Source organism: Streptomyces abyssalis, assembly GCF_001751365.1.
GTDB lineage: Bacteria > Actinomycetota > Actinomycetes > Streptomycetales > Streptomycetaceae > Streptomyces > Streptomyces abyssalis.
Window position 1 is genome coordinate 608120 of record NZ_LJGT01000038.1, and the last position, 16402, is coordinate 624521.

Annotated in this window: 16 protein-coding genes; 7 read left to right on the forward strand and 9 right to left on the reverse strand. The window is 72.5% G+C overall.

The window, feature by feature from the left end; all coding sequences use genetic code 11:
* Window positions 1–34: 34 nt before the first annotated feature.
* The 9 genes from AN215_RS09900 to AN215_RS09940 all read right to left on the reverse strand — a co-directional run bounded on the left by AN215_RS09900 (window position 35) and on the right by AN215_RS09940 (window position 10873).
* Window positions 35–484 (reverse strand): Hsp20/alpha crystallin family protein, encoded by a 450-nt coding sequence (locus AN215_RS09900; protein WP_070013847.1) that lies wholly within the window; start codon window positions 482–484, stop codon window positions 35–37.
* Between the two features lie 113 nt (window positions 485–597).
* Window positions 598–1743 (reverse strand): CHAD domain-containing protein, encoded by a 1146-nt coding sequence (locus AN215_RS09905; RefSeq protein ID WP_245694374.1) that lies wholly within the window; start codon window positions 1741–1743, stop codon window positions 598–600.
* Window positions 1744–1953: 210 nt separating this feature from the next.
* Window positions 1954–4272, reverse strand: coding sequence for an RNA degradosome polyphosphate kinase (locus tag AN215_RS09910; protein WP_079122864.1), 2319 nt, complete (start codon window positions 4270–4272; stop codon window positions 1954–1956).
* Between the two features lie 280 nt (window positions 4273–4552).
* Window positions 4553–5458, reverse strand: coding sequence for a mycothiol synthase (gene mshD / locus AN215_RS09915; RefSeq protein ID WP_070012972.1), 906 nt, complete (start codon window positions 5456–5458; stop codon window positions 4553–4555).
* A 105-nt stretch (window positions 5459–5563) separates the two neighbouring features.
* A complete protein-coding gene (locus AN215_RS09920; protein ID WP_420856216.1) occupies window positions 5564–6226 on the reverse strand; it encodes an NADPH-dependent FMN reductase in 663 nt (220 codons plus the stop codon).
* A 99-nt stretch (window positions 6227–6325) separates the two neighbouring features.
* Window positions 6326–7789, reverse strand: a complete 1464-nt coding sequence (locus AN215_RS09925; RefSeq protein WP_245694455.1) for a HAMP domain-containing sensor histidine kinase — start codon at window positions 7787–7789, stop codon at window positions 6326–6328.
* 119 nt (window positions 7790–7908) lie between these two features.
* The gene (locus tag AN215_RS09930) at window positions 7909–8673 is read right to left on the reverse strand and encodes a response regulator transcription factor (protein ID WP_070012970.1); all 765 of its coding nucleotides are present in this window, start codon (window positions 8671–8673) and stop codon (window positions 7909–7911) included.
* A 228-nt stretch (window positions 8674–8901) separates the two neighbouring features.
* Window positions 8902–9939 (reverse strand): LacI family DNA-binding transcriptional regulator, encoded by a 1038-nt coding sequence (locus AN215_RS09935; protein ID WP_070012969.1) that lies wholly within the window; start codon window positions 9937–9939, stop codon window positions 8902–8904.
* A gap of 148 nt (window positions 9940–10087) precedes the next feature.
* Window positions 10088–10873 carry a winged helix-turn-helix transcriptional regulator gene (locus AN215_RS09940; RefSeq protein ID WP_070013846.1) on the reverse strand — a complete coding sequence of 262 codons (786 nt, stop codon included), beginning with the start codon at window positions 10871–10873 and terminating at the stop codon, window positions 10088–10090.
* 213 nt (window positions 10874–11086) lie between these two features.
* Here AN215_RS09940 and AN215_RS09945 point away from each other — a divergent pair, with 213 nt between their 5' ends.
* The 7 genes from AN215_RS09945 to AN215_RS09970 all read left to right on the forward strand — a co-directional run bounded on the left by AN215_RS09945 (window position 11087) and on the right by AN215_RS09970 (window position 16298).
* Window positions 11087–12118 (forward strand): alpha/beta hydrolase family protein, encoded by a 1032-nt coding sequence (locus tag AN215_RS09945; RefSeq protein WP_338057917.1) that lies wholly within the window; start codon window positions 11087–11089, stop codon window positions 12116–12118.
* Window positions 12119–12322: 204 nt separating this feature from the next.
* Window positions 12323–12589 (forward strand): MoaD/ThiS family protein, encoded by a 267-nt coding sequence (locus AN215_RS09950; RefSeq protein WP_070012968.1) that lies wholly within the window; start codon window positions 12323–12325, stop codon window positions 12587–12589.
* Window positions 12586–13569, forward strand: a complete 984-nt coding sequence (locus tag AN215_RS09955) for a hypothetical protein (RefSeq protein ID WP_070012967.1) — start codon at window positions 12586–12588, stop codon at window positions 13567–13569. The genes AN215_RS09950 and AN215_RS09955 overlap by 4 nt, the downstream gene beginning before the upstream one ends.
* Before the next feature lie 209 nt (window positions 13570–13778).
* Window positions 13779–14489 carry an LmeA family phospholipid-binding protein gene (locus AN215_RS09960; protein ID WP_070012966.1) on the forward strand — a complete coding sequence of 237 codons (711 nt, stop codon included), beginning with the start codon at window positions 13779–13781 and terminating at the stop codon, window positions 14487–14489.
* Between the two features lie 258 nt (window positions 14490–14747).
* Entirely contained in the window at window positions 14748–14831 is an 84-nt protein-coding gene (locus tag AN215_RS30855) for a putative leader peptide (protein WP_368073287.1), read from the forward strand.
* Window positions 14832–15068: 237 nt separating this feature from the next.
* Window positions 15069–15908 carry a sulfurtransferase gene (locus AN215_RS09965; protein ID WP_070012965.1) on the forward strand — a complete coding sequence of 280 codons (840 nt, stop codon included), beginning with the start codon at window positions 15069–15071 and terminating at the stop codon, window positions 15906–15908.
* A 102-nt stretch (window positions 15909–16010) separates the two neighbouring features.
* Window positions 16011–16298, forward strand: a complete 288-nt coding sequence (locus AN215_RS09970) for a DUF1416 domain-containing protein (RefSeq protein WP_070012964.1) — start codon at window positions 16011–16013, stop codon at window positions 16296–16298.
* The last annotated feature ends 104 nt before the right edge of the window (window positions 16299–16402 follow it).

Consider the following 16402-nt stretch of genomic DNA (forward strand, 5'->3'; position numbering starts at 1 on the left):
CCCCGGCTCTGCCACGGAGTCGTCGGCCCGGCTGTCAGCCGGTGAGCTGCCGGTCGGACCCTTCCCCTACCTGCTGAGGGGAGCCCCCACCTCCGCTGATCTCGATCTTGCGGGGCTTCGCCTTCTCGGCCACCGGGATGCGGACGGTCAGGACGCCTGCGTCGTACGCGGCGTCGATCCGGTCGGCATCCAGGGTTTCACCGAGGAAGAGCTGGCGGCTGAACTGGCCCGCGGGACGCTCCGCGGCAATCAGCTCCGCACCCTCGGGAGCGGGCGAGCGGCGCTCCGCGTGGACGGTGAGCACGTTCCTCTCCACGTCCAGATCGATGCTCTCGGGGGCGACCCCCGGCAGATCGAAGTGGATCACGAATTCGTCGCCGGAGCGGTAGGCCTCGATCGGCATGCCCGCGGGCCGTGCCCGCGTCCCGAAGACCTGCTGGGTGAGGCGGTCGAAGTCCCGGAACGGGTCGGTGCGCATGAGCATCACGGTCATCTCCTTCCATGGATTGCACTTCCGTGCGATGCCCTGTGCTTTCTTATATACCTCAACCCAAGGAAAGTTGACAACATGAGACTCAACCAAGCTCTCTCACCAGCTCAGAGGGCCTGTCCTGCTGTTTCGCGCTTGCCACTCTCCACCTGCTGCCACAGCTTGCGGAACTCCTGGCGGGCCGCCTCCGCCTCCTGGCGCTGCCCGGCGTGCAGCACACCGAGCGCGTACGCCGTGGCGGGTGCGATACGGGGCGTGCGGGCCGCCGTGGCCGCGGCCTCGGCCGCCTCCACCGCGTCGCGGTGCCGGTCGAGCGCGGTGCTCGCCGCCGCGAGCCGCTGCGCAGGACCGTCCGCCTCCCGCGTGCCGACGCCGCCTTCGCCGCCTCCCTCACCGCCGGGCCCCGCGCCGGACCCCGCGCCCCGGCCGGCGTCCGTCCGGACCACGTCCGGACCGGCGCCCGCGGGCGGCGCCCCCGCCGCGTACAGCACCTCCTGCGCGTACCGGTGGTGCCGCAGCAGTATCCGCACCTCGAACCAGGCCGCGTCCTGCCTGCTCTGCGCGTCGTGGCCGCCCCGCCCCTCCGGCGCCGTCGGCGCCGCCGGAATCCGCCCGGTACGGGGCAGCGCCTCGACGGCGCCCACGAGACGCTCCCGCGCCCGTTCCGCCAGTGGTACGAGCACCGCACCGGCCCGCCCCCGTGGCGCGTCAGCCGCGAACGGGACCTCGTAGGCCAGTACGGCCACCGCGTCCGCGACGGCGTGGAAGCGGGAGGAGACCAGAGTCTCCAGCGCGGCCGAATGCGCTCTGCTGCGGGCCAGCGTGTGCTGCCGTTCCAGCAGCGCCGCCGCACGGTCGCCGCCCACGCCCTCCACCGCGAGCCGGTGCAGCGCCGCGAGCAGCCGGGCCTGACGCGCGCCGCAGCGGTATTCGCGGGCCAGCGTGCCGGAGAGCCGGCGCAGCTCGCCGCTCAGCTCGTCCGCCCAGGCGGCGTCCACGAGCGGACGGTACGTGAGGAGGGCCGAGCCGATACGCCGGGACGCAGCGCGCAGCTGACGTACCGCCTCGGCCGCCGCCGGCGCGGTCTGTGCGCTGCCCGCGCTCTCCTCGTGCATGCGCAGGCTGCGTAGGAAGTCGGCAGCCCAGGCGTGCAGACACCCGCTGAGCACCTCCGCGGCGTCCGCCGTCTCCAGCGCGGCCGCCGGCACGGCGGGACCGGTGGGCCCGGCGAGCCCGCCCGCTTGTCCCCTCACGGCTCCGTCACCCCCATCACCCCCGTCACTCCGCAAATCCGTGACTCCGAACTCCGAAACGAAACTCCGAAACTCCGAAACCTGCCCGTCCGCCCGCCCGCCTGCCTGTCCGTCCGCCTGCTCGTCCGCCCGTCTGCTCGTCCTTCCGGCACCGCCGGCCTGTCCCGTCCGCTCCGCCGGACCCGCCCGTCCCGCCTTCAGTCCGGCCCCTCAGCCGGGCGCAGGCCCGCGCCGCCGCCTGCGGCCCTCGATCAGCGACTCCTGGATGTTGCGCAGCGGCTGCCCCTCCGCGTCGTGTGCGTGCCGCGTCCACCCGCCGTCCGGGCCGAGGTGCCAGGAGGCGGTGTCGTCGGCCATTCCGGTCTCCAGCAGCCTCGTCAGCGACGCCCGGTGTGCGGGGTCCGGCACGCGCACGAGCGCTTCGATGCGGCGGTCCAGATTGCGGTGCATCATGTCGGCGCTGCCGAGCCAGACCTCCGGATCGCCTCCGTTCGCGAACGCGAAGATCCGTGAGTGTTCCAGGAAGCGTCCGAGGATGCTGCGCACCCGCACCGTCTCGCTCAGTCCCTCGACTCCCGGCCGCAGCGCGCAGATTCCGCGCACCCACAGGTCGACGGGCACTCCGGCGCGCGAGGCCCGGTAGAGCGCGTCGATGACGGTCTCGTCGACCATCGAGTTGAGCTTGAAACGCACGTACGCCGGCTCTCCCGCCCGGTGGCGGCGGATCTCCCGGTGGATGCGCGAGACCAGTCCGTCCCGCAGCGACGTGGGGGCGACGAGCAGCCGCCGGTAGGACTCGCGCCGCGAGTAGCCGGAGAGCCGGTTGAAGAGGTCGGAGAGGTCCGCGCCGACCTGCTGGTCGGCGGTGAGCAGCCCCAGGTCCTCGTACAGCCGTGCCGTCTTCGGGTGGTAGTTGCCGGTGCCGACGTGCGCGTAGCGGACCAGCGTCTCGCCCTCCTGCCGCACCACCAGCGAGAACTTGCCGTGCGTCTTGAGCCCTACGAGCCCGTGCACCACGTGGCACCCGGACTCCTCCAGCTTCCGCGCCCACTTGATGTTGGCCTGCTCGTCGAAGCGTGCCTTGATCTCGACGAGCACCAGCACCTGCTTGCCCGACTCGGCGGCGTCTATGAGGGCGTCCACGATCGGTGAGTCGCCGGAGGTGCGGTAGAGCGTCTGCTTGATCGCGAGTACGTCGGGGTCCGCCGCCGCCTGCTCCAGGAACGCCTGCACGGAGGTGGAGAAGGAGTCGTAGGGGTGGTGCAGGAGTACGTCTCGCTCGCGCAGCGCGGCGAAGATGTCCGGCGGCTGGGCCGACTCCACCTGCGCAAGCCCGCGCTGCGTGCCCGCCACGAACTTCGGGTACTTAAGGTCCGGCCGGTCCATGGCGGGGACGATCCCGGACAGCCCCGTCAGGTCCAGCGGGCCCGGCAGCGGATAGACCTCGGCCTCGGAGACGTTCAGCTCGCGCACCAGCAGATCCAGTACGTACGGGTCGATCGACTCCTCGACCTCCAGTCGCACCGGAGGGCCGAAGCGGCGGCGCAGCAGCTCCTTCTCCAGGGCCTGGAGGAGGTTCTCGACGTCGTCCTCCTCGACCTCCAGGTCCTCGTTGCGCGTCACCCGGAACATGTGGTGCCCCAGCACCTCCATGCCCGGGAACAGCTCCTCCAGGTGCGCGGCGATGACGTCCTCGACGGGGACGTACCTGTGCGGCGAGGCCTCCAGGAAGCGGGCCAGCAGCGGCGGAACCTTCACACGTGCGAAGTGCTGGTGCCCGCTGACCGGGTTGCGCACGACGACGGCGAGGTTGAGCGAGAGCCCCGAGATGTACGGGAAGGGGTGGGCCGGGTCGACCGCCAGCGGCGTCAGCACCGGATAGATCCGCTGCCGGAAGAGCGTGAAGAGCCGGGCCTGCTCCTTCTCGGTCAGCCCGTCCCAGCGGATCAGGTGCAGGTCCTCCGCGGCGAGTGCCGGGGAGATGTCCCGCTGGTAGCAGTCCGCGTGCCGCGCCATCAGTTCGCGCGAGCGCGTCCAGATCTGCTCCAGCGCCTCGCGCGGCTGCAGCCCCGAGGCGGAGCGTGTGGCGACGCCGGTCGCGATGCGGCGCTTGAGGCCGGCGACGCGGACCATGAAGAACTCGTCCAGGTTGCCGGCGAAGATCGCGAGGAAGTTGGCGCGCTCCAGCAGCGGCACGTCCTCGTCCTCGGCGAGCTCCAGCACGCGCTCGTTGAAGGCGAGCCAGCTGCGCTCACGGTCGAGGAAGCGGTCCAGGGGAAGATCGTCCGGTGCGCCTTCCGAGGAGAGCGCATCGGCCGCGATGTCGGGGTCGGAGTCGAGGTCCGGGTCCAGGTCGGGCACCGTGCCGCCGCCGGAGCGGTCGGCGGGTCCCCCCGGGGGTGCGGCGTACGCGACGTCGTGCCGGGCGACGTCGTGCCGGGTCTCGTCGTCGGCGTCGTGATGGTGATCGAAATGGGGATCGAAGGGGACGGGGGATGCGGATGCGGCACGCGAGGTGGGCTCGCTCATGGCCCCATTGTTCCCCGCGCGGGTGACGGCGCCAGGGGCACGGAAGCGACGAGCGGGGAGTTGCATTCCGTGATGCTCACAAGCTCGTCTTAATCAGCGGTTACGCACACATGGCCACCGGGCGAGCGGCGGACCACCGGCACGTCTTCCGTAGTACGGGTCCGGGGCAGGGCTACGGGTCCGGGGCAGGGCCGGGGTGCGGGTCCCGCCCCGCCGAGGACCGCCCACGGGACGGGCACAGCCGGACGCCGCAGGCGGAGGACGCCGGACGGATGCCGCGTCAGCTCTCCGTGCGGTACATCAGGTCCGTCTCGTACGTCGCGAAGCCCAGCCGCTCGTAGACGCTCACCGCCGCGAAGTTGTCCGCGTCGACATAGAGCATCGCCGTGGGCAGCCCGCGGTCCAGCTCCAGGTGGCGCAGGCCGATCGCTGTGAGGGCCTTGCCCAGACCGCTGCCCTGCGCCTCGGGGGCGACACCGAGCACGTACACCTCGCCGAGCTGCTCCGCGCTGTGCACCTTCGTCCAGTGGAAGCCGACGAGCCTTCCCTCCCGCTCCGCGAGGAAGAACCCCGACGGGTCGAACCAGGGCTCCCCTTTCCTGTCGTCCAGGTCGCGCTGAGCGAGGCTGCCCTGCTCGGGATGGTGCGCGAAGGAGGAGGCGTTCAGCGCCAGCCAGGCCGCGTCGTCCTCACCGGGACGGAACGTACGTACGGTCACGCCCTCCGGAAGCACCGGCTCGGGCAGCGGCGGAGCCTGGCTCTCCGTCAACGGCCGCCGCATCTGGCGCAGTTCGCGGAAGAGGCTGAGCCCGAGCACCTGCGCGAGGTGCCGGGCCGCGGGGTGGCCGCCGTGCGCCCACACACGCAGCCGCTTGCCGGACTCCTTCAGCAGCGCCTGCCCGAGCTGCCGTCCGTAGCCGCGCCCGCGGTGCGAAGGGTGCACGGCCAGCTCACCGGTGGGCGGCTCGACGGGTTCGGTGTCCTCGAGCTGTGCGTAGCCGACGAGCTCGCCGTCCCTGCGCAGCAGAAGATGCCGTACACCGGGCCGCCGGCCGCCGCGGAGCTGGAGCCGGCCCTGCTCGGAGAGGGGGGACTGCCCGTCCGTACGGGCCGACTCGTCGATCAGCAACTGCACGTCCCGTACGACCTCGGCCGACGCCTCGTCCACAACCACCACGTCGCTCATGGGACACGACCTTACGAGACGCGGGGCGCGCTCCACCTCCCCGCCCGTCGCGAACAAGGCGCCGAGTGCCCGTGGTTCGCGACGGCGGCCGGGTACGGACAGGTCTCAAACAGCCGAACCGTACGGGGACTTCGCGCGCGCCTCACGCAGCGCGCTGCCCCACCACTCCAGTTGACGCAGCATCCCCTCGGCGGCGGCGGTGCTCCCCTCGTCGCGGGGACGGCCGCTCTCGTCGAAGCGCTCCCAGGCCATGTGGAAGCTGAGCGTGTCCCGGACCGTGACGGCGTGCAGTTCGGCGAAGACCTGCCGCAGATGCTCGACGGCCCGCTGCCCGCCGGCCATTCCGCCGTACGAGACGAATCCCGCGGGCTTGGCCTGCCACTCGGCGTGGAACCAGTCGATGGTGTTCTTCAGCGGAGCGGGGAAACTGTGGTTGTACTCGGGGGTGACGACCACGAAGGCGTCGGCGGCCTCCAGGCGCCGCGAGAGGGCGCTGTGCACGGCCTTCACGGCGGGCGGCAGCGGCTTGTCGAACTCCGGGAAGGCGACGGGGAGTTCGTGTTCGGCCTCGGCGAGATCGATGACGTCGACGTCGTAGGCGCCGTGATTCCGTGCCTCTTGGGCGAACCATTCCGAGACGACCGGCCCGAACCGGCCCTCCCGGACGCTGCCGATGATGACGGCGAGGCGCAGAAGGTCCGGCCTGCCCGGTGCCGTGCCGGTCATGCTTGCCGTGCTTGTCATGTTCGCAGTGGTCATGGGGCTCATGGGGTCTCTCTCCTCGGACTCAGCGGTGATGCGCACGCTGTGCGGCGTGCGGCTGCGGCGGCAGCTGACCCCAGGCTCAAACATGAAGTTAAGTTGAAGTCAAGCCTCTCTCCCCCGGCCGGGTTCCGTGTCGCCACCCGGCCCGGTCCGCTGCCCGTCCCCGGCCCCGCGCTGGTCCCAGTCCCCGGCCCCCGGCTCCGGCTCCGAACCCGGGGACCGTTCCGGCTCCGGCTCCGGCGAACCCGGCAGGCTCAGCACCGCCACCGTGCCCCCGCCGTCCGCCTGCTCCAGGGCCACCTCGCCGCCCGACTGCCGCACCGTACGGGCCACGATGGACAGCCCCAGCCCCGACCCCGGAAGCCTCCGCGCGGACGGTGAGCGCCAGAACCGGTCGAAGACGTACGGCAGTTCCTCCTCATCGACGCCCGGCCCCCGATCGCGCACCCGCAGGACCCCGCCGTGGAGTACCGCCTCGACCACGCCGCCCTCCGGGCTGAACTTCACCGCGTTGTCCAGGAGGTTGACCACGGAACGCTCCAGTGCTGCCGGCTCACCCCGCACGTACCAGGGTTCGGCCCGCACCACGACCGTGATCCCGCCGCTGCGCAGCCGCACCCGTTCCGCCGCCCGCTCGGTGATGTCGTGCAGCGCGATGCCCGCGAGCGGCCCGCCGGTCGGCGGCATCTCGCGTGACAGCTCCTGCAAGTCCCCGACGAGCGCGGAGAGTTCGCTCATCTGCGCCCTGACGGACTCCAGCAGCGCCCGCCGGTCCTCCCCCGGCAGCGAGCGCCCCGTCTCCTCGCTGCGCACGAGCAGTTCGATGTTCGTACGCAGCGAGGTCAGCGGCGTACGCAGCTCGTGCCCCGCGTCGGCGATCAGCTGCTTCTGGAGCTCACGGGAGGAGGCCAGCGCCTCGGTCATGGAATTGAACGAACGGGAGAGGCGGGCGATCTCGTCGTCCCCCTCGGCGGGGATGCTCACGCCGAGGTCCTCCGTACGGGCGATGTGCTCGACGGCGCCGGTGAGCCGGTCGACGGGCCGCAGCCCCGCCCGCGCGAGCACCACGCCCGCGCCCGCCGCCGCGAGCACGCCCGTACCGCCGACCAGCGCCAGGATCAGGGCGAGGTTCCGCAGCGACCTGTCGGTCTCGGTGAGCGGCCGTGCCACCGACACGGCGAGGTCCGTGCCCTCGACGGGCGTGGTCAGCACCCGGTAGTCGGTGCCGGAGCCGTCCTCGCTGCGTGAGGTGTGCACCGCTTCGTCCTGGCGGTGCTCGGCCACGCGTTCGTCGCTCGGCGAGACCCCCAGCCTGCTGCCGACGATCACGCAGCTCTTGCCGTCCCGGTCGACGACCTGGACCGTCGCGTCGAAGGGGTTCGGGGCGCGTTCGTCCGCCGGCGAGCACTGGCCCGAGCTGAGCTGCCCCACGACGAAGCTGGGGTCGACGCGGCTGTTGTTGCGCAGCGACTCGTCCAGCGAACCGATCAGCTGTGCCCGTACGAGGAACCAGCAGGCCGTCGCGCACGCCGCCACCGCCAGCGCCACCGTCACGGCCGCCAGCATGGCCAGCCGTGAGCGCAGCGCGGGCGCCCGCAGGCGCCTTCTCCCCCGCGGGGTCTCCGCGCGCCCGGCCCTCGCCTCCAGCGGGTCGCGGCGCCGCGACCCCGGCATCCGCGGCAGCTTCACGCCCCGTCGTCCTTGAGCACGTAGCCCACGCCGCGCACCGTTTGCACGAGGCGCGTCTCACCGCCCGCCTCGGTCTTGCGGCGCAGATACATCACGTACACGTCCAGGGAGTTGGACGACGGCTCGAAGTCGAAGCCCCAGACGGCCTTGAGGATCTGCTCGCGCGTGAGGACCTGGCGCGGGTGCGAGAGGAACATCTCCAGCAGCATGTACTCGGTACGGCTCAGCTCCACCGTGCGCGCGCCCCTGGTCACCTCCATCGTCCCGAGGTCCATGCGCAGGTCGCCGAAGGCGAGGGAGTCCGTGCCGGGGCCTCCCGCCGCGGCCGCACCCGCGCCCTGGGCGGCGTTCCCGCCGGTGCCGTGCCCCGCGCCCGCCTGCTCCTGCGCGTACGAGGTGCGCCGCAGCAGCGCCCGTATGCGGGCCAGGAGCTCGTCCAGCTCGAACGGCTTCACGAGGTAGTCGTCGGCGCCCGCGTCCAGGCCCGTGACGCGGTCACCGACCGTGTCACGGGCGGTCAGCATCAGGATCGGCAGCCGCCTGCCCGAGTCGCGCAGCCGGCGGGCTACGGTCAGCCCGTCCATGCCCGGCATGAGCACGTCGAGCAGGATCAGGTCAGGCTCGTACGACGCGGTCTTCTCCAGCGCCTCGAATCCGTCCTCGGCGAGTTCGGTCCCGTACCCCTCGAAGGTGAGGCTGCGGCGCAGCGCGTCACGGACGGCGGGCTCGTCGTCGACGATCAGCACCTTCATGGCCACCATGGACCCAAGCCTCGCATCGTGTGCGGGCGGGCGACGTGTCAGGCCGGTCACACAGGCCGGGCAAGGCCCCGGGGGCGCCAGGACCACCTGCGGGTGTCTCGACGTGGCGTCGCTCCGGCCGCGGACCGGGGGCGTCGAGGTCTGGTGCGCGCCGGGGGCACTCCCCCAGGCAGGGTCCCCGGGGACCCCACCCGGACCGGGGACCGGGTGGGACCTGGCGGACACGCCCTAACGCTTCGGCGGGCTCCCGCACCCGCACGAGCGCCGCACGACGAGCCCCGCCGGGAACTGCCGTACACGCTGCCGCCGGGAGCCGGCGACCCGCAGACCGTCGTCGAGCACCAGGTCGACCGCCGCCTTCGCCATCCCCTCGCGGTCGGAGCCGACGGTCGTGAGCGGCGGGTCCGTCAGGCCCGCCTCCTTCACGTCGTCGAAGCCCGCGACGGCCAGATCCTGCGGTACGTCGAGACCCAGTTCGCGAGCCGCGCGCAGCACGCCGAACGCCTGGTCGTCGGTGGCGCAGAAGACGGCGGTGGGACGGTCCGGACCGCCCAGGATCTCGAGCGCCAGCCGGTAGGTGTCGTACCGGTTGTACGGGGCCTGGAAGAGGCGGCCCTCCACGGGACGCCCGGCCTCCCCCATCGCGCGGGACCAGCCCTCCACGTGGTCGGTCACCGGGTCGCCGGACTCGGGCGTCGAGTCGATGCCGCCGAGGCAGGCGACGTACTCGTGGCCGTGCTCCAGCAGGTGACGGGTGGCCAGCTGCGCGCCCCCGACGTCGTCCAGCACGACCGCGACGTCGTCGATGGCCTCGGGACGGCGGTGGAGCAGCACGACGCGGGCGTCCCAGGCGTCGATCTCCACGGCGGCGTGCTCGCTCGGGCCCTGGCTGATGAGGATCAGACCGGAGACGCGCATCCCGAGGAAGGCCCGCAGATAGTGCACCTCGCGCTCGTCGAGGTAGTCGGAGTTGCCGACGAGGACCATCTTCCCGCGCTCCGCGGCCGCCTGCTCGACAGCGTGTGCGAGCTCCGCGAAGAAGGGCTGCCTGGCGTCGGGAACGATCAGGCCTATGAGGTCGGTACGGCGCGAGGCCATGGCCTGGGCGACCCGGTCGGGCCGGTAGCCCAGCTCCTTGATGGCGGCGAGCACGCGTTCGCGCGTGGCCGGCGCGACGGGCCTCGGCCCGTTGTTGATCACATAGCTGACGACCGCGGTCGACGTACCCGCCAGCCTTGCCACATCGTCCCGCGTCACCCTGGCCACCCGCGCAGTCTACGCGGGATGCGTACTGCATTTGAGGGGCCCAGGGGTTACGGGCGCAGCCCGCCCCGTGGGCCTTCGCACCGCCGCCTCGCGCAGCCCTCGTGCGGCCTCGGGCGGGGCGGCAGCCCGCCGCCCCGGCCCGCCGTCCTCAGCCCGCGGTCCCGCCGGCTGATTCGCCCGCGGCCTCCCGTACGAGACGGGTGGCGGCGTCGGTGACGGCGCGTGCGTCCGCCTTCGCCCGCTTCTCCTCGGCCGACTTCTCCTTCTCCGGCGAGACGAAGCGGTAGCCGACGTTGCGCACGGTGCCGATCAGCGACTCGTGCTCGGGGCCGAGCTTCGCGCGCAGCCGCCGTACGTGCACGTCCACGGTGCGGGTGCCGCCGAAGTAGTCGTAGCCCCAGACCTCCTGGAGCAGCTGGGCGCGCGTGAAGACGCGGCCGGGGTGCTGGGCCAGGTACTTCAGCAGCTCGAACTCCTTGAAGGTCAGGTCCAGAACCCGGCCCTTCAGCTTCGCGCTGTAGGTGGCCTCGTCGACGGAGAGGTCGCCGTTGCGGATCTCGGTCGGTTCGTCGTCCGCGCCGCTCTGCATCCGGCCGGTGGCAAGACGCAGCCGCGCCTCGACCTCCGCGGGGCCGGCGCTCTCCAGCAGCACGTCGTCGATGCCCCAGTCGGCGGTGACGGCGGCGAGGCCGCCCTCGGTGACGACGAGGATGAGGGGACAGCCGGGGCCGGTCTGGTTCAGCAGCCGGCACAGCGAGCGCACCTGCGGCAGGTCGCGGCGTCCGTCGATGAGGATGGCGTCCGCGCCGGGGGTGTTCACAAGGGTGGGCCCCTCGGCGGGTGCCACGCGCACGTTGTGCAGGAGCAGCCCGAGCGCGGGGAGCACTTCGGTGGACGGCTGGAGGGCGTTCGTCAGCAGGAGTAGCGAGCTCACGTCAGTTCCTTCCTCGGTCCCCTCGGGGACTTCGGTACGGGACGGCACTGCTTCGTACGGATGCCTCCTGAAAGCACACTGCGCCCGGGAAAGCCCGGCTGAACCCGGTACTCCGGAAAGCCCGGCGCTCCCGGAGGCACAGTGCTCCTGAAAGCACAAAAGGACCCGGGGGCCACGCTGCCCGGATCCTTCACTCCGAGCAGAATAGCCGACATGGGTGACGATGCGGAGTGTGAGTTCGGTCGCTCAGCTGCCGACGCCACCACCGTGAGCGGGGACGGCGGCGCGCGGCCCGGCCGGCCGGGCCCCAGGGAGAGGACGGTGCTGCGGGCCTCGGACGGGGTGCCGATCGAGGCCGCGTACGACCCGTACGAGGGCGGCGGGAGAAAGCAGGCCCCGGGAGCCATCGTGCTGGCGCACGGATTCAGCGGCTCGGTGGACAGACCCGCTCTGCGCCGGGCCGTGCAGGTGTTCGTGCAGTACGGAGCCGTGATCACCTTCTCCTTCCGCGGGCACGGCGGCTCCGGCGGTCACTCGACGGTCGGCGATCTGGAGGTCCTGGATCTCGCGGCGGCGGTGGGCTGGGCGCGCTCCCTCGGGCACGCGCGGGTGGCGACCGTCGGCTTCTCCATGGGCGGCTCCGTCGTCGTCCGGCACGGGGCGCTCCACCGTCCCGAGGCGCACGAGGGGCGCACGGACGCACATCCCGGCACGGGGCACCTCGGTGGCGCCATGGGCATCTCCGGGTCCGATGACATCGGCAGGCCCGGAGACATCGGCCGCTCCCCGGGCATCGGGGATGCGGCCGGCCCGGCCCGTACCCACGCGGACCACTCCGACGCCGTGGTGGCCGTCAGCGCCCCCGCACGCTGGTACTACCGCGGCACCGCACCGATGCGGCGGCTGCACTGGGTCATCCAGCGCCCGGTGGGGCGGCTCGTCTCCCGGTACGGCCTGCGCACCCGCATCCACCCGCGCGACTGGGATCCGGTACCGCTCTCCCCCGTCGCCGCGGCGCCGCTGCTGGCGCCGACCCCGCTGCTCGTCGTGCACGGCGACCAGGACCCGTACTTCCCCGTCGACCACCCGCACTCGCTCGCCGCCGCGGGCGATCCGGACTGCACCGACCTGTGGCTCGTCGAGGGCTTCGGCCACGCGGAGAACGCGGCCGGGCCCGCGCTGCTGCACCGGATCGGGAGCTGGGTGGGCGATCGGTGGCCGGCGCCGCCCGACGGCCCGGCATGATGGGTCGCGCAACACCGCGCGATCCGCATGTACGGCCGACGGCCCCGGCAGCGGGACGGTCCGGCACAGCCGGGCAGGGCAAGGCGCTGCTCGGCCGGGAAGGGCAAGGCGGTGCCGGGCACGCCGAGGCGGCCGGACGGACCGTCAGGCCGTCCAGGCCAGGGGTGCGGCGCGGGACGGACAGGCTGAGAGGGCAGGACCACGATGGCGAGTGGCACGATCCGTTACTGGGCGGCGGCCAAGGCCGCGGCCGGGACGGCCGAGGAGCAGTACGAGGCGGGGACCCTCGCCGACGCGCTGGAGAGCGCACGCGAACGTCACACCGAACGCCCGGACTTCGCGCGGGTGCTGCTGCGCTGCTCGTTCCTCGTCGACGGCGACCCCGTCGGCAAGCGCGCGCACGACGATGTGCGGCTCAGCGACGGCGGCACGGTCGAGGTGCTCCCGCCGTTCGCAGGAGGCAGCGCATGAGCGAGCACTCCCGCACCCGCCCGGGCGCACAGCCACAGCCACAGCCCCAACAGCAGCCGCAGCACCAGCAGCAGCCGCAGCACCAGCAGCACTCCCGGTCCCGGCCGCTGCCGGCCCCCGCCGTCCCGCCTGCGGCGACCGGCGGGACCCCCGGGGCCGCGAGGGCCCAGGGGGCGGGCGGCGCCGCCCGCCCGGACGCAGCCCCCACCCGCGCCAAGGGCTCGCCGCTCATCGCGCCCGGCCTGCTCCCCGCAACCGTCACCGGCGCGCTCGCGCTGCTGGTGGCCGGTACGGCACAGGTCGGCGGTGCGGCACTCGCCGTGGCCGTGGCGCTGCTCCAGGCGGTGACGGCAGCGGGCTGGTTCCGGCTGAACGGGATGTGGCCGGCGCGGCAGGGCATCGCGCTCGCCTTCCTCGCGGGGGTGGCCACGGACGTGTCCCTGCTGCTCGCCGACGAGGGCCGCGCGCCCGCCGTGATCATCGGCACGCTCGGCGCGTGGTGCGTACTGACGCTCACGCTCCATCTGCGTAACGGATCCGGCCCGGACGAGCGCCTCTACGCCCTGACGGCCGCGTTCACGGCGACGGCCCTCACCGTCGTCGCCGCGGGCTTCCTCGCCTCCCTCGATGCGGCGACCGCCGACGCGGTGACAGTCGGCGCGGTCGCCGTCGCCGTCGCCGCGCTCGCCCGTGCGCTGCCCCTGCCGCCGTTCGTCTCCCCCGCCGTCGCGCTTCTCGCCGCGGCGGGAGCGGGAGTGGCGGCCGGACAGCTCACCGTTCTCGGAGGTGCCGGCGCCGCGACCGCGCCCGCGGCCGCCGGCAGCGTGCTGGGCCTGATCACGGGCGGGTGTGCGCTGCTCGGTCTGCGGGTGGCGAGCTACGACTACCCGTCGCGCTTCGTGCACATGACTGCGGGCGTGGCGCTGCCGCTGACCCTGGCGGCACCAGCCGTGTATCTGTTCGGCAGAGCCTTCGTTTGAGTGCCGCCGGGTTAGGCTCGCTGAAGTCCGGGAGACCTTCCCCCTCGGCCCCTGCGGGCCTGGGGGGACCCCCACCCTCGGCCCCCCGGACCTGGGGGGACCCACACCCTCGGCCCCCCGGACCTGGGGGGACCCACACCCTCGGCCCCCCGGACCTGGGGGGACCCCCAGCACAGCACCGCAGCCCGGGAGCATGGGAGTAATCGCAGATGCGCGCACTACGCAGAGGGCTCATCGTCCTCTTCGTCCTCGCGGTGCTGTTCGTGGCCGCCGACCGGCTGGCGGTCAAGCTGGCCGAGGACAAGGCCGCCGACGAGATCAAGAGCGCGCAGGGCATCGCCTCCGCCGGGAAGACCTCCATCGACATCAAGGGTTTCCCCTTCCTCACCCAGGTCGCCGGTAAGGAACTGAGCCAGATCGATGCCGACATGAGCGGCATGAAGGCCGAGGCGCCGGGCGGCGAACTGAAGGTCAGCCGCATCAGCGCGCGGCTGCAGGACGTGCGTCTGAACGACGACTACTCCTCGGGCGTCGCGAACAGCGCCCGAGGCACGGCACTCGTCTCGTACGACGACCTGACGAAGGCGGCCCTGGAGGGCGTGGACGTCGGCTGGGGCGGCCAGGACGGCAGCGGCAAGGGGCGGCTCAAGGTGAGCGGCAGCGTCACGGTGCTCGGCCAGACCTTCGAGCGCAGCGTGACCAGTTCGGTGAGCGTCGTCGGCGGCGACACGGTGAGGGTGCGCGCCGACAAGGTGCCCGGCGGGAACATCCCCGGCCTCGAGGACGCGATAAGGGGCAGGATCGACTTCTCCAGGAAGATAGCGGGACTCCCCGACGGCATCGAGCTGGAGAAGGTCGAGCCCACCCCGGAGGGCATCGAGCTGTCCGTGCGCGGCAAGGACGTCAAGCTGAGCAAGTGACGTGCGGAGGAGGTCCCGGTGGAGTCACGGCCTCACCGGGGCCGTTCCTTTGCGCCACCAGGACCGACAGGGGGACCTCCCGTCCCACTCCACGAGACGGCGGCGTCCGCGGACCATGCCGGAGGTGCTCCCCGGGTGGCCCGCACCGGCCCCCGCCGCCACGGCGGAAGGACCCGGCGTCCCAAATCGCGGTCGGACACGTCTCACGATGTGGATTCGCGGTGACACAAGGCCTCCGCCGTCCTTACGATCGTCCTCATGAAGCGACAGGCGGACCTCACGAAACGGCGTGCAGTCGACCTCTGCCGCGTCGCCGCGATGCTCTGTCGCATTCCCTCCTGACGGCTGCCGGCCCGCCAGGCCCCGCCTGAGTCCGGGCAGCCCGTGCGGACGACGCCCCGCCCGCACGGCTCCGTCCCCGCCGCCGCCCCACGTGCCGGCTACCAGTAGGGCTGCCGCACGGCCCCGGCGCGCGTGCGCCCGGCGGCCGGTCCCCGAGGTACGTGCGCATCCGCACTCCACTCCCCCACACCGCACCCCACGCCGAGCTTCATCCGCTATCTGCCCGGAGGAGAAACCATGAGCCGCAGTGACGTCCTCGTAGACGCCGACTGGGTCCAGGACCGCATCGACGACCCGAAGACGGTGATCGTCGAGGTCGACGAGGACACCTCGGCCTATGACAAGAACCACATCAAGAACGCCGTGCGCATCGACTGGAAGCAGGACCTGCAGGACCCGGTCCGCCGCGACTTCGTCGACCAGGAGGGCTTCGAGAAGCTGCTCTCCGAGAGGGGCATCTCCAACGACGACACCGTCGTGCTCTACGGCGGCAACAACAACTGGTTCGCCGCGTACGCCTACTGGTACTTCAAGCTCTACGGCCACCAGGACGTGAAGCTGCTCGACGGCGGCCGCAAGAAGTGGGAGCTCGACTCCCGCGACCTGGTCGCCGAGGTGCCCAGCCGCGCGAGGACGGACTACAAGGCCAAGCCGCAGGACACCTCCATCCGGGCGTTCCGCGACGAGGTCGTCGACGCGATCGGCACCAAGAACCTGGTGGACGTGCGCTCGCCCGACGAGTTCAGCGGCAAGCTGCTCGCCCCGGCCCACCTTCCGCAGGAGCAGTCGCAGCGCCCGGGTCACGTGCCCAGCGCCCGCAACATCCCGTGGTCGAAGTCGGCCAACGACGACGGCACCTTCAAGTCCGACGAGGAGCTGAAGGAGCTGTACGAGGGCGAGGGTGTCGACCTGGGCAAGGACACCATCGCCTACTGCCGCATCGGTGAGCGCAGCGCCCACAGCTGGTTCGTCCTGCACGAGCTGCTGGGCCAGGAGAACGTCAAGAACTACGACGGCTCGTGGACCGAGTACGGCTCGCTGGTCGGCGTCCCCGTCGCCGTCGGCACCGAAGACTGACCTCCCCCTGGGCCCAGGGACCCGGGTGGGGGTCCCCCGGCGAAGCCAGGGGGCGTCCCCCCGGGCCCGGACCCGACCTGAACAGAACCGAAGGGAAGTTCCATGTGCGGAGCACAGGCAGGCGGCCCCGACGCCTCCACCATCAAGCCCGGTGAGACGACGATCCAGGGCAGCGTGACCCGCGACGGCGAGCCAGTCACCGGATACGTGCGGCTCCTGGACGCCGGCGGCGAGTTCACGGCGGAGGTCCCCACGTCCGCCACAGGACAGTTCCGCTTCTACGCGGCCGAGGGCACCTGGACCGTACGGGCGCTCGTGCCGGGCGGCAGCGCGGACCGTACCGTCGTCGCGCAGGACGGCGGTCTGGCGGAGGTCGCCATCGCCGTGTGACGGACGCGGCCCGTGAGCCGCGCAGCGCATGTGAGGCCGTGCCCCGGGCGTACCAGCCCGGAGCGCGGCCTCGCGGCGTGCGCGGCCCGGCATAGGGTTGCCGC

Coding starts and splice junctions, on each gene's coding strand:
- AN215_RS09900 (WP_070013847.1), bottom strand. CDS start 484: ATGCTCATGCGCACCGACCCGTTCCGGGACTTCGACCGCCTCACCCAG.
- AN215_RS09910 (WP_079122864.1), bottom strand. CDS start 4,272: ATGAGCGAGCCCACCTCGCGTGCCGCATCCGCATCCCCCGTCCCCTTC.
- mshD (WP_070012972.1), bottom strand. CDS start 5,458: ATGAGCGACGTGGTGGTTGTGGACGAGGCGTCGGCCGAGGTCGTACGG.
- AN215_RS09920 (WP_420856216.1), bottom strand. CDS start 6,226: ATGAGCCCCATGACCACTGCGAACATGACAAGCACGGCAAGCATGACC.
- AN215_RS09925 (WP_245694455.1), bottom strand. CDS start 7,789: ATGCTGGCGGCCGTGACGGTGGCGCTGGCGGTGGCGGCGTGCGCGACG.
- AN215_RS09930 (WP_070012970.1), bottom strand. CDS start 8,673: ATGGTGGCCATGAAGGTGCTGATCGTCGACGACGAGCCCGCCGTCCGT.
- AN215_RS09945 (WP_338057917.1), top strand. CDS start 11,087: ATGGGTGACGATGCGGAGTGTGAGTTCGGTCGCTCAGCTGCCGACGCC.
- AN215_RS09950 (WP_070012968.1), top strand. CDS start 12,323: ATGGCGAGTGGCACGATCCGTTACTGGGCGGCGGCCAAGGCCGCGGCC.
- AN215_RS09955 (WP_070012967.1), top strand. CDS start 12,586: ATGAGCGAGCACTCCCGCACCCGCCCGGGCGCACAGCCACAGCCACAG.
- AN215_RS09960 (WP_070012966.1), top strand. CDS start 13,779: ATGCGCGCACTACGCAGAGGGCTCATCGTCCTCTTCGTCCTCGCGGTG.
- AN215_RS30855 (WP_368073287.1), top strand. CDS start 14,748: ATGAAGCGACAGGCGGACCTCACGAAACGGCGTGCAGTCGACCTCTGC.
- AN215_RS09965 (WP_070012965.1), top strand. CDS start 15,069: ATGAGCCGCAGTGACGTCCTCGTAGACGCCGACTGGGTCCAGGACCGC.
- AN215_RS09970 (WP_070012964.1), top strand. CDS start 16,011: ATGTGCGGAGCACAGGCAGGCGGCCCCGACGCCTCCACCATCAAGCCC.